Annotated in this window: 8 protein-coding genes and 2 pseudogenes; 7 read left to right on the plus strand and 3 right to left on the minus strand. The window is 57.5% G+C overall.

Annotated features, from left to right (window positions below; all coding sequences use genetic code 11):
• Window positions 1–84 precede the first annotated feature (84 nt).
• A complete protein-coding gene (gene yegD, locus DTA24_RS09215) occupies window positions 85–1,437 on the minus strand; it encodes a molecular chaperone (protein ID WP_016531337.1) in 1,353 nt (450 codons plus the stop codon).
• Window positions 1,438–1,574: 137 nt separating this feature from the next.
• Here yegD and alkA point away from each other — a divergent pair, with 137 nt between their 5' ends.
• The 4 genes from alkA to asmA all read left to right on the plus strand — a co-directional run bounded on the left by alkA (window position 1,575) and on the right by asmA (window position 5,729).
• Window positions 1,575–2,423, plus strand: a complete 849-nt coding sequence (alkA, locus tag DTA24_RS09220) for a DNA-3-methyladenine glycosylase 2 (protein WP_064160970.1) — start codon at window positions 1,575–1,577, stop codon at window positions 2,421–2,423.
• Window positions 2,424–2,537: 114 nt separating this feature from the next.
• Window positions 2,538–3,179 (plus strand): uridine kinase, encoded by a 642-nt coding sequence (gene udk / locus DTA24_RS09225; RefSeq protein ID WP_002912442.1) that lies wholly within the window; start codon window positions 2,538–2,540, stop codon window positions 3,177–3,179.
• 90 nt (window positions 3,180–3,269) lie between these two features.
• On the plus strand, window positions 3,270–3,851 hold the full coding sequence (gene dcd / locus DTA24_RS09230) for a dCTP deaminase (RefSeq protein ID WP_004151145.1): 582 nt from the start codon (window positions 3,270–3,272) through the stop codon (window positions 3,849–3,851).
• Between the two features lie 30 nt (window positions 3,852–3,881).
• A complete protein-coding gene (gene asmA / locus DTA24_RS09235; protein ID WP_023322981.1) occupies window positions 3,882–5,729 on the plus strand; it encodes an outer membrane assembly protein AsmA in 1,848 nt (615 codons plus the stop codon).
• Between the two features lie 404 nt (window positions 5,730–6,133).
• Here the strand turns inward: asmA and DTA24_RS09240 are convergent, their stop codons facing one another.
• Window positions 6,134–7,717: a TerC family protein gene (locus DTA24_RS09240; RefSeq protein ID WP_039102364.1), complete on the minus strand. Its 1,584-nt coding sequence runs from the start codon at window positions 7,715–7,717 to the stop codon at window positions 6,134–6,136.
• A 770-nt stretch (window positions 7,718–8,487) separates the two neighbouring features.
• Here DTA24_RS09240 and galF point away from each other — a divergent pair.
• Window positions 8,488–9,461, plus strand: a pseudogene (gene galF / locus DTA24_RS09245) (GalU regulator GalF).
• A 315-nt stretch (window positions 9,462–9,776) separates the two neighbouring features.
• On the plus strand, window positions 9,777–10,406 hold the full coding sequence (locus DTA24_RS09250; protein WP_023322980.1) for a phosphatase PAP2 family protein: 630 nt from the start codon (window positions 9,777–9,779) through the stop codon (window positions 10,404–10,406).
• 545 nt (window positions 10,407–10,951) lie between these two features.
• Here the strand turns inward: DTA24_RS09250 and DTA24_RS29065 are convergent.
• Window positions 10,952–11,079, minus strand: a pseudogene (locus DTA24_RS29065) (hypothetical protein).
• 286 nt (window positions 11,080–11,365) lie between these two features.
• Between DTA24_RS29065 and DTA24_RS09255 the strand changes: the two are divergent.
• Window positions 11,366–12,799: a capsule assembly Wzi family protein gene (locus DTA24_RS09255; RefSeq protein WP_039102363.1), complete on the plus strand. Its 1,434-nt coding sequence runs from the start codon at window positions 11,366–11,368 to the stop codon at window positions 12,797–12,799.
• The last annotated feature ends 1 nt before the right edge of the window (window position 12,800 follow it).

Below are 12,800 nucleotides of genomic sequence, written 5' to 3' on the forward strand. Positions count from 1 at the left end.
TGCGTGGGAGACCAGGAATATTCCAGCGTAATCTGCATCGGCAGGATCAGGACAGACCTGCTGCGCGGCGGCGGTGGGCTGGGGTTAGCGGAAAACCACCTGCGCCCAGCGGGCCAGCCCGGCGGTTACCGAGCCAAAATCATCGCCACCGGCCAGCGGAATACCCGGCAGCTGGGCGGTCAGCGCCTTTTTGATCAGCGGCGAGCGGGCGCTGCCGCCGGTAAGATAGATCACATCCGGGGTGGTCTGGCTGCTGTCGAGCGCGAGCTGCACCTGTTCCATAATGCGGGTCAACGGTTGATCCAGCGCCGCTTCCAGACCCTGCTGGGCGATGGCGGTGGCCAGCTCGTCCTGAATAAACGGCAGCGCGGTTTCGACGCTGGCGGCGCTGGAGAGGGCGATTTTGCTCTCTTCGGCGCTGCGCACCAGACGATAGCTGAGACGCTGGCGCCAGACCTTCAGCAGCAGAGCCACCTTGTCGGCATCCCGGGCGCTGCGCAGCAGATCGTTAAGCAGACGGCCGTTGGCGGTGCTGTAGAAATCACTCTGCGCCGGCACGTCGTTGATGGCCACCGCGTTCCACCACGGGAGGATCGGCAGCGCGGTGCCTTTCTCCGTTTCGCCGCCCATACCGAGAAGGGGCATCAGGCATTTGAAGGCCAGGGCAATGTCGAGGTCGTTGCCGCCGATGCGGCAGCCGCTGTGGCCGAGCAGGCTCTGCTGGCGGTCGGCGCGCTCCCGCCACTGCGGGCCCATCAATAGCAAGGAACAGTCGGTGGTCCCACCGCCGATATCGACGACCAGCACCCGCTTTTCTTCATTGAGGGTCGCTTCGAAATCGAGCCCGGCGGCAACCGGTTCAAACTGGAAGACCACATCGCGGAAACCGGCGCGGAGAGCCGCCCGCTCAAGGATCCCCTGCGCCTGGGCGTTCGCGTCGTCGCCGCCGAGGCCCTGGAAGTTAATCGGTCGGCCAATCACCGCCTGGTCGATCTGCTCGGGCAGCTGGCTCTCAGCCTGCAGTTTGATGTGCAGCATCATGGCGCAGACCAGGTCTTCAAACAGGGCCACCTGCTGCGGCTTCAGCCCGCTGGCGCCGAGGAAGGATTTTGGCGATTTAACGAAGTAGACCTCTTCCGGATCTTCAACATACTGATGCAGCGAGGCGAGACCGAACTGCACGCTGTTGCGCAGCACCTCGATGTCTTCGTCGCGGTTGGCGGCAATGGCCCGGCGCAGCAGCGCCTGGTTTTCATCGCTGTGGGTGGGGACGTCATGATGGCGATAGAGCCACTCGCTGACCGCTTCGCGCGTTGGCGCGCAGAGCATCGAGGGCAGCAGCGCGCTGCCGTTTTCCAGTGTCAACAGCTGAGGGGTGTTTTCCCGCATCACGGCCACCGAACAGTTGGCGGTGCCGTAGTCAAAACCAATAAACATCGTCTGCAAAATCCCCATGCCGGTGAAGAAGGGGGGCGACTTTAGCGGATCGTCGCCAAGCCGACAACTGGAATTTAAAAGCAAGGCGCTGACGGTCAAGGGCGACTATCATTGAAACGCTATATAAAGGAGAGCTTATGGTGCTGTTACCCTGGACCCCGCCTTACGACTGGGCGTGGATGGTTGGTTTTCTGCAGGCGCGTGCCGTCGCCGGCGTCGAGCGCTTTGATGAAGGAGGCTATAGTCGCAGCTTTGGCGTTGAAGGGCATCGCGGGCTGATTCATCTGGCGCCGGACGAGGAGGCGCAGGGCCTGCGGGTGACCCTCTCCCCGGGGCTGCAACCGGTGGCGGAGATCTGCTATGCGCGAATTGGCCAGCTGTTTGATTTAGCCTGCGACCCGCGGCAGGTCGCCGGGGCGTTGGGCTTTCTGGCCCAGGCGCGGCCGGGGCTGCGCCTGCCGGGGGCGCTGGATGCCTTCGAACAGGCGGTGCGGGCGGTGCTGGGCCAGCTGGTGAGCGTGGCGATGGCCGCCCGGCTCACTGCCAAAGTGGCGGCTGGCTGGGGCGAACCGCTGACGGAGGCGCCCGGCTATGTGTTATTCCCGACGCCAGAGGCGCTGTCCCGGGCCGACCCGCAGGCGCTGAAGGCGCTGGGAATGCCGCTTCGGCGTGCGGAGGCGCTGATCCACCTCGCCCGGGCGGCGCTCAGCGGCGAGCTGCCCCTGACGGCGCCAGCGGACATCGACGCCGGGCTGCGTCAACTGCAGAGCCTGCCCGGGATTGGCCGCTGGACGGCAAACTACTTTGCTCTGCGCGGCTGGCAGGCGAAAGATATCTTTTTGCCGGATGATTACCTGATTAAACAGCGCTTTCCGGGAATGACCCCGGCCGCCATCGCTCGCTATGCCCGTCGCTGGCAGCCGATGCGATCGTATGCGCTTTTGCATATCTGGTATACCGATGACTGGATCCCGGCGGCGGAATAGCCGTCCGGGGCGCATACCACTGGTATCGGGACGCTGAAATCCCTATAATTGCCGCGTTTGGCGGTCCGCCGCCACCCTCCATCTCTATCCAGGTTAATCAGGTCGCAAAAATTTATGACTGATATGTCCCATCAGTGCGTCATTGTAGGTATCGCCGGCGCATCGGCTTCTGGCAAAAGTCTTATTGCCAGTACTCTCTATCGCGAATTGCGTGAACAAGTTGGCGACGAACATATTGGCGTCATTCCGGAAGACAGCTATTACAAAGATCAAAGTCATCTGTCGATGGAAGAGCGCGTCAAAACCAACTATGACCACCCGAGCTCAATGGACCACAGTCTGTTGTTCCAGCACCTGCAGATGCTGAAAAGCGGCCAGCCGATTGAACTGCCGGTCTATAGCTACGTCGAGCATACCCGCACGCCGAACACCATTCACGTCGAGCCGAAGAAGGTGATCATTCTTGAAGGGATCCTGCTGCTGACCGACGCGCGCCTGCGTAACGAGCTTAACTTCTCTATTTTCGTCGACACCCCGCTCGATATTTGCCTGATGCGCCGTATTAAGCGCGACGTTAACGAGCGCGGCCGCTCCATGGACTCGGTGATGGCCCAGTACCAGAAGACTGTGCGCCCGATGTTCCTGCAGTTTATTGAACCGTCGAAGCAGTATGCCGACATCATCGTGCCGCGCGGCGGCAAAAACCGCATCGCGATTGATATTCTGAAGGCCAAAATCAGTCAGTTCTTTGAATAACCTGGCCGAATTGTGTAACGTGCAAAGAGTAGCCCTGTTGCCCTCTCCGCCGCGAAGCGTGCGGGAAGCAGCCTTATAAGGAGAAAGCCCATGCGTCTGTGTGACCGAGATATCGAAGCCTGGTTGGATGAAGGGCGACTCGCCATCAATCCGCGCCCACCCGTTGAGCGTATTAATGGCGCGACGGTTGATGTACGGCTGGGTAATAAATTCCGCACCTTCCGCGGCCACACGGCGCCGTTTATCGATTTAAGCGGTCCGAAGGCCGAGGTCAGCGCCGCGCTGGACCGCGTGATGAGCGAAGAGATTGTCCTGCCGGAAGGGGAGGCCTTTTTCCTGCATCCGGGCGAACTGGCGCTGGCGGTGACCTATGAGTCAGTCACCCTGCCTGCCGATCTGGTGGGCTGGCTGGACGGACGCTCCTCACTGGCGCGGCTGGGGCTGATGGTGCACGTTACCGCGCACCGCATCGACCCGGGCTGGTCCGGCTGCATCGTGCTTGAGTTCTACAACTCCGGCAAACTGCCGCTGGCGCTGCGCCCGGGAATGCCTATCGGCGCGCTGAGCTTTGAGCCATTATCGGGCCCGGCGGCCCGGCCGTATAACCGCCGTGAAGACGCCAAATATCGCGACCAGCAGGGCGCGGTGGCGAGCCGAATCGACAAGGATTGATAACGTCAACGGGGTGTTGCTGAGGGTGCCATGAGACGAATACTGACAACGCTGATGATCCTGCTGGCGGTCATTGTCGCCGGGCTTACCTCGTTGGTATTGCTGGTCAATCCCAACGATTTTCGCGCCTATATGGTGCATGAGGTGGCAGAGCGCAGCGGTTATCAGCTTGAACTCGATGGCCCGCTGCGCTGGCACGTCTGGCCGCAGCTCAGCATTCTCAGCGGACGCATGACGCTGACCGCCCGGGGCGCCGAAGAGCCGGTGATCCGCGCCGACAACATGCGCCTCGACGTGGCGCTGCTGCCGTTGCTGTCGCACCAGCTGCAGGTGAAGCAGGTGATGCTCAAGGGCGCGGTGATCCAGCTGACCCCGAAAACCGAGGCGGTTCGCGATAGCGCTGCGCCGGTGGTGCCGCATGACAACACCCTGCCGCAGGCTCCGGAGGACCGCGGGTGGTCCTACGACGTGCGCCAGCTGCAGGTGGCCGACAGCGTGCTCTTCTTCCAGCATGAGAACGGCGAGCAGGTCACTGTGCGTGATATCCGCCTGCAAATGGAGCAGGATGAGAATCACCGGGCCACCGTCGACTTCTCCGGCCGGATCAACCGCGACCAGCGCGACCTGGCGCTGAGCTTCTCCGCTACCGTGCAGGGCGGCGACTATCCCCACTCCTTAAAAGCCGACTTTAGCCAGCTAAGCTGGCAGCTGCGCGGCGCCGAGCTGCCTCCTGATGGCATTAATGGCCAGGGCAGCCTGCAGGCCAGCTGGCAGGAAGATGGCAAAACCCTGCGCTTTGACAACCTGAATCTGATGGCCAGCGGCAGCACCCTTACCGGCAACGGCAGCGTGGTGCTGGGGGATCGCCCGGACTGGTCGCTGGATCTCCACGCGACCACCCTGAATCTCGACAGCCTGCTGGCGCCCTCCTCGCCAGCGACCGACAGCAGCGCCAGCCAGCAGGGCCAGAGCCAGACGCGACCGCTGCGTCCGGTGATCGCCGACAGCGATGAGCGCGAAGATTACCAGAGCCTGCGCGGCTTTAACGGCCGGATGGCCCTGAGCGCCGACCAGTTGCAGTGGCGCGGCCTGAACTTCACCCAGGTGCAGAGCGAAATCAGCAACCAGCAGGGGCTGCTGACGGTCAGCAAAATGCAGGGCAACCTCGACGGCGGGCAGCTCTCTCTCCCCGGCACTCTGGATGCCCGTGGCGACACGCCGCAGGCGGCGTTCCAGCCGGCGCTGCAGAATGTGGAGATCGGTTCGCTGATCAAAGCCTTTAACTATTCATTAAACCTGACCGGCAAGCTGTCGCTGACCGGCGAGTTTTCCGGAACGCGCATTGACGCGGATGATTTCCGCCGTCACTGGCAGGGGCAGGCCCAGCTGCAGATGGCCGATACCCGTACCGAGGGGCTGAATTTCCAGCAGCTGGTGCAGCAGGCTGTGGAGCGCAGCACCAACGTGCGGGCGCAGGAGAATTACGACAATGCCACCCGCCTGGATTCCGTGAGCAGCCAGCTGACGCTGGATAACGGGGTGGTGACGCTGAACCGCCTGCAGGGGCAGTCCGACGTGATGGCGATGACCGGCGAAGGTCAGCTTGATCTGCAGAAAGAGAACTGCGATATGCGCTTTAACGTGCGCGTGCTCGGCGGCTGGAAAGGGGAGGGCAAACTTATCGACCGCCTGAAACAGACCGCCATCCCGCTGCGCATCTACGGCGACTGGCAGTCGCTGAGCTACAGCCTGCAGGTCGATCAGATCCTGCGCAAACAGCTACAGGATGAAGCGAAGCAGCGCCTCAACGACTGGGTTGAGCGTAATAAAGGCAGCAAAGAGAGCAAAGACGCCAAAAAGCTGCTCGATAAGCTGTAATCTCCACCCCCGCGGCCCGGGCCTTCCGGGCTGTGAGATTGTCGTCAGAGGATGATGTTATGTTGATGCCGGGTGGCGGCTGCGCCTGACCCGGCCTGGGTTGTGCGCTGGGGTTATTCCCCGGTTTATGTCGCCATCCCGTAGGCCTGATAAGCGAAGCGCCATCAGGCAATGTGGCTGCTGTAGAGCATCAATTCCCCGTGATGAAAGAATGTCGTCAAAGTGTGGAGCCCCGTTGATGCCGGGTGGCGGCTACGCCTGACCCGGCCTGGGTTGTGCGGTGGGGGTAATACCCGGTTTGCGTCGCCATCCATGTAGGCCTGATAAGCGCAGCGCCATCAGGCATGGGTTTGATTATCCATCCCACCGCCCGGGATACCCCGGGCCAGTTTTATGCCTGACGATTACACCTCATAATCCAGCTCATCCTGCTTTGCCGGCGGGACGATCTGCACCTTCTGCACCCGATGGCTGTCGACCTGCAGCGTGCGCAGGGTATAGCCATCAATCTCAATGGTTTCTCCCACCTGCGGCACATGCTGCAGATACTCCATCAGCAGACCGGCGACGGTGTGGTACTCACGTTTATCATCCAGCGGCAGCGGAACGTACTGCACCAGATCCTCCAGCGGCATATGGCCGTTAACCGTCCACGAACCGTCCTGATGATGCTGAATATCATGCCGGGCGTCGATCTCCTCCACCTCGTTAGGCAGATTACCGGCGATAGTCTCCATCACGTCGCTCAGGGTCACAATCCCCTCGACGGAACCAAACTCATCGACCACAAAGGCGAAGTGGGTGCGGGCCTGACGGAACTGCTCAAGCGCGGAGAGGAGCGGTAACCCCTCCGGAAAGACCAACGGCTGGCGGACCAGCACCTGTAGATCCAGCGGCTCCTGGCGCAGGGACTGCTGGAGCAGGTCAATAACATGAACCACCCCCAGCAGGTCTTCATTATCTTTCCCGCCGGTCACCACCAGCCGGGTGTGCTGATTTTTCTCCACCAGGTTGCGGATCTCTTCCTCCGGCGCGCTGAGGTTGATGCGCTCGATATCATGGCGTGACGTCATAATACTGCTGACGCTGCGCTGATTAAGGTTCAGCACCCGCTCAATCATCAACCTTTCCTGCGGATTAAACAAAGGATGATGGTCCTGATCGGCCACCAGCGACGCCGTGTCAGCATCCAGTTCAGCTTTTTCCTTCTGGCCGCTCAGCAGGTTCATCACCGCCTCGGTGGTGCGCTGACGCAGCGTCATATTGGCCGACAGGAAGCGACGGCGGTTAAACAGCGCCAGCTGGTTAAGGGCTTCAATCATGACCGAGAAGCCAATTGCCGCGTACAGATAACCTTTCGGGATAATAAAGCTGAAGCCTTCAGCAATCAGGCTGAAGCCGATCATCAGCAGGAAGCTCAGACAGAGGATGACAATGGTCGGGTGGCTGTTAACGAAGCGCGTCAGGGCCTTGCTGGCCATCAGCATCAGGCTGATGGCGATGATCACCGCGGCCATCATCACCGCCAGGTGGTCGACCATGCCGACGGCAGTGATCACCGAGTCGAGCGAAAAGATGGCGTCGAGCACCACGATCTGCGCCACCACGGCCCAGAATTTCGCCCCTCTGCGCTGGGTGGGATTATCGCTGTCCTTCCCCTCCAGCCGTTCGTTGAGTTCGACGGTGGCTTTAAACAGCAGGAATAAGCCGCCGAACAGCATAATTAAATCGCGGGCGCTGAAGCTGAAGTCGTGAAAAACAATCAGCGGTTTGGTCAGGGTCACCAGCCAGGAGATAGAGGCCAGCAGCAGCAGACGCATGATCATCGCCAGCAGCAGACCGGTGATACGAGCGCGGTCGCGCTGGGCGGGCGGCAGCTTTTCGGCGAGGATAGCGATGAAAACCAGGTTATCGATACCCAACACCAGTTCGATAACCACCAGCGTGACGAGACCTGCCCAGATTGACGGATCGGCAATCCATTCCATATGTATTAAAACCTGTACGACTGCGGTATGTGTTACCACGATCATGGATAAGATGAGTCTAAAATGCAATAACGACGCGGATATCACTCCGCCAGGGGTGGATATATTTCCAGCAAATTAAGAGAACGGAAAAGAATTATGTTCCAGAAAAGATCAGCGGAAAAATAACAATATGGCGGAACGCGCTGGAATAAGCTTGCTGATATCAGAACCATAACCCACTGCGTTTTGCCCGGCGCAAAAGCGAGGGCAGTCCCGTCGTTCGCCACGGTAGGCACCCTTCCTCATCCCCGGGTGAAGTGCGAAGCCCGCTCACAAAATCGGCATAATTCACATCATGAAGTGAGCGCAGAATAGCGCCGATCGCAGTTATCTGCCGTGGTTTACGGTTATTATCCTGCCATATCTGGCTGTTTGTGCTGAAATATATTGCCTGGCGAAATTAATTATCTATATCTATTCTTTCCGCACACATGGGCGCCGCAGCCTGCAGCTGGCAGGGTCTGCGTACCAAAGGCCGCGATATACGGGCCTCGCGGCGGCATCGCGCTGTGCAGGGAAGCGGGCCGCTGAATATCCTGATGGAGAATAAGATTATTCTCACTTCAAACTGTTGGTAAAAGGAAGTTGTGTGTATTCTTTAAGGTGACAGTGAATTTAAGAATTTGGCGGGCAGATGCCCGGGCAGTATCCGTGTATTATCAGTTCCAATGGATTTGTGACATGTACAATTTTGCAAAACTGCGTGTTTTGCAACCAAACAGGTGAAGATGAATATGGCGAATTTGAAAGCGGTTATTCCGGTCGCAGGACTAGGCATGCATATGCTGCCGGCCACAAAGGCAATTCCAAAGGAGATGCTGCCGATCGTTGATAAGCCAATGATTCAGTACATTGTTGACGAAATCGTCGCCGCCGGGATCAAAGAGATTGTCCTGGTGACGCACTCCTCGAAGAATGCGGTGGAAAACCACTTTGATACCTCCTACGAGCTGGAAGCCCTGCTTGAGCAGCGCGTGAAGCGCCAGCTGCTGGCGGAAGTCCAGGCCATTTGCCCGCCGGGCGTAACCATCATGAACGTGCGCCAGGCACAGCCGCTGGGTCTGGGCCACTCCATCCTCTGCGCCCGCCCGGTAGTCGGGGATAACCCGTTTGTGGTGGTGCTGCCGGATATCATTCTCGACGGCGGCACTGCGGACCCGCTGCGCTATAACCTCGCCGCCATGGTCGCCCGCTTTAACGAGACCGGCCGCAGTCAGGTGCTGGCGAAACGCATGCCGGGCGATCTCTCCGAATACTCCGTTATCCAGACCAAAGAGCCAATGGTAGCCGAAGGGCAGGTGGCGCGTATCGTCGAGTTCATTGAAAAACCGGACGAACCGCAGACCCTGGACTCCGACCTGATGGCGGTGGGCCGCTACGTGCTGTCGGCAGATATCTGGGCTGAGCTGGAGCGTACCGAGCCGGGCGCCTGGGGCCGTATCCAGCTAACGGATGCCATTGCCGAACTGGCGAAGAAGCAGTCCGTTGACGCGATGCTGATGACCGGCGAAAGCTATGACTGCGGTAAGAAAATGGGCTACATGCAGGCCTTCGTCACCTACGGAATGCGTAACCTGAAAGAAGGCGCCAAATTCCGCGAAAGCATTAAAAAACTGCTGGCCTGACAGCTGGTGTGAAGATGAGCGGCAGGGCAAAGGCTTTCGCCACGCCGCTCATAACGTTATGCAGAAATTATTCATAACGTGAATGTTATAACGATTGTAAAGAAACGTATGGCTTCGGAGACTTCTGGTAGTTTGTCTCTGGCCTCTGTGGTGCAATGGTCGGAGTAGCGGCAATAATGCTTTGTGAATAGTCACTTAGTGCGACAATTCCTAAAGCGCAGGGAAAGCGGTCAACGTCAGCCAAAAATAAAACTTGACTGCGATCATGTTTCCGCTTTAAACATCTCACTTGCATGCATAAAAATGTGAAATGAATTGGCATGCGAGCTGGTACAGACATTACGGATAATCCCTGAGCACGGCAGTGGACATCATCGAAGGATCACAGGTATATGAACTGGCAACTCATCTCATTTTTTGGCGATAGCACCGTTTTGCTGCCCAGCGCAGCGGCGCTGTTTATTGTCCTGATGCTGCGTAAAACGTCGCGGTTGCTGGCGTGGCAGTGGAGTTTGCTGTTCGGCATCACCGGCGCCATCGTCTGCGCCTCCAAACTGGCCTTTATGGGCTGGGGTCTGGGTATTCGCGAGCTGGATTACACCGGCTTCAGCGGCCACTCAGCGCTTTCCGCGGCCTTCTGGCCTATCTTCCTGTGGCTGCTTAGCGCGCGTTTTTCCGCGGGCTTGCAAAAAGCAGCCGTCGCCACCGGCTATATTCTGGCCGCTGTGGTGGGTTATTCACGGCTGGTCATCCATGCGCATTCCGTCTCGGAAGTGATCGCTGGCCTGCTGCTCGGCGCTGCTGGTAGCGCTTTGTTCCTGTTGCTACAAAAACGTACCACCCATTCGGAAAGCCTGAGTATTTCCTGGGGCGGCGTCGCGTGCCTGGTGATGGTCCCGCTTATCCTGTTGCATAGCGGCAATAAAGCGCCGACTCAGTCCCTGCTGGGGCAAATTGCCACCGCAGTAGGGCCGCTGGATAAACCCTTTACGCGTACCGATCTGCATAAGCAGGCCTGGTAATTGCCATTTGTTTTACAGGGGAAATTAAGTTTTCGCCGGTTAATTAGACAAATAAGAAAATAATCTACTATATGCCAGTCAATTGATAATTCATATTTATGAAATAATGCAGTGCTACTACATTGTAATTGTCAATTTGCGTGGATATAGCCATGGTCAGACGTTTCTTAAATGCGTTCAGAAAGCACCTGTTCCACGTTGGATGAATAATCCTGCATCGAGAAACTATTAGAAATTGTAGTTGACTGTCGCGTCATCATCTGATTTTGAAATGACATAAGCATGATGGAAAAGATCTTTTTTTACAAAGGGTTATCTGTGAGTAGGTCAGCCTGACGGCCCCAGGCAGATGTTTGATAGTTGAGAGCAATAAATAATCTTTATTGGCGAGCCGCTTATTTTCCGCCAATAAAACAGCGGATGGGATTAATTGGCAGATATTCGGCATCAAGACTCCCAATTGTGACCGAAATCCCGTAGACTTAACGCCGCAAAAAATAAAGGCCTGACCAATTTATCACCCACAGGCCGATTAAATACGCCGTTCAGGTAGTCAGTGCGCTGGTAGCTGTTAAGCCAGGGGCGGTAGCGTCGCTGAAACCACGTGCTGCTGCACAAAATACCTTCTCTGAAAGGCTATAAAAATCGATGCACTTTGGGTGATTACCGCCATAAGATATCTATCATGCTCATCAGATATCCTCATAAAGCGGTCAGGCGCGGCTGCTGATATCGCCTTTAAACCAACTTTCCCGTCTCATCGATAGCCTGTACGGTAAAATTCGCCTACATTGTGAGCTGGGTGGATGTGATAAGGATTACGAGCAGCTTAGGGTAACTGTACTTGCCTCGCCGGTGTTGCACAGTGAAGTCAGCTGGTGCCGCGAGCGCTTTCTATCTTAGTATTCCCCTCATTCTCATTGAGATACGACAGCGGGGCTGAAAATGGATCTTGTACAATGATAAAAATTGCGCGCATTGCCGTGACATTGGGCTTGCTTTCCTCACTGGGAGCCCAGGCTTACGCGGCCGGGTTAGTAGTAAATGATAACGATCTGCGAAACGACCTTGCCTGGCTTTCCGATCGCGGGGTCATCCATCTGAGCCTGTCGACCTGGCCGCTGAGCCAGGACGAGATCGCCCGGGCGCTAAAAAAAGCTAAACCGTCCTATTCTTCTGAGCAAGTAGTGCTGGCCCGTATCAACCAGCGACTGTCTGCTTTAAAAGCCGATTTCAGGGTCACCGGCTACACCTCAACCGACCAGCCTGGCACCCCGCAGGGGTTTGGCCAGACGCAGCCGGCAGATAACTCGTTAGGCCTGGCGTTTAACAACAGCGGCGAGTGGTGGGATGTACATCTCCAGGGCAATGTCGAAGGGGGCGAGCGGATCAGCAACGGCTCGCGCTTCAACGCCAACGGCGCCTACGGTGCGGTGAAGTTCTGGAACCAGTGGCTCTCTTTTGGTCAGGTACCGCAGTGGTGGGGACCCGGGTATGAAGGGAGCCTGATCCGCGGGGACGCGATGCGGCCGATGACCGGCTTCCTGATGCAGCGGGCAGAGCAGGCGGCGCCGGAAACCTGGTGGCTGCGCTGGGTAGGTCCATGGCAGTACCAGATCTCCGCCAGTCAGATGAATCAATATACCGCGGTACCCCATGCCAAAATTATCGGCGGTCGTTTCACTTTCACACCGTTCCAGTCTTTAGAATTAGGCGCGTCGCGCATTATGCAGTGGGGCGGGGAAGGGCGCCCGCAATCACTTAGTAGCTTCTGGGATGGCTTTACAGGGAAAGACAATACCGGAACGGATAACGAGCCGGGGAACCAGCTGGCCGGCTTTGACTTTAAGTTTAAACTGGAGCCAACTCTCGGCTGGCCGGTCAGTTTCTACGGACAGATGATCGGTGAGGATGAATCTGGTTACCTGCCATCGGCAAATATGTTCCTCGGTGGGGTCGAAGGGCACCACGGCTGGGGAAAAGATGCTGTAAACTGGTACCTGGAAGCACATGATACGCGCACCAATATGAGCCGGACCAATTACAGTTATACCCATCATATCTATAAGGATGGCTACTATCAGCAGGGATATCCCCTTGGTGACGCAATGGGTGGTGATGGCCAGCTTATCGCAGGAAAAGTTGAGCTTATTACGGAGGATAACCAGCGCTGGAGCACGCGTCTGGTATACGCCAAAGTTAACCCGGAGGATCAGTCGATCAACAAAGCATTCCCTCATGCAGATACTTTGAAAGGAGTACAGCTGGGCTGGAGCGGGGATGTTTATCAGTCTGTCCGTTTGAATACTTCACTGTGGTATACCAACGCTAACAACAGCGACAGCGATGACGTTGGGGCCAGTGCAGGGATAGAGATACCGTTTAGTTTATAAG

Origin of the sequence: Klebsiella sp. P1CD1, assembly GCF_003790505.1 — a bacterium.
In the GTDB taxonomy this organism is placed as follows: domain Bacteria; phylum Pseudomonadota; class Gammaproteobacteria; order Enterobacterales; family Enterobacteriaceae; genus Klebsiella; species Klebsiella variicola.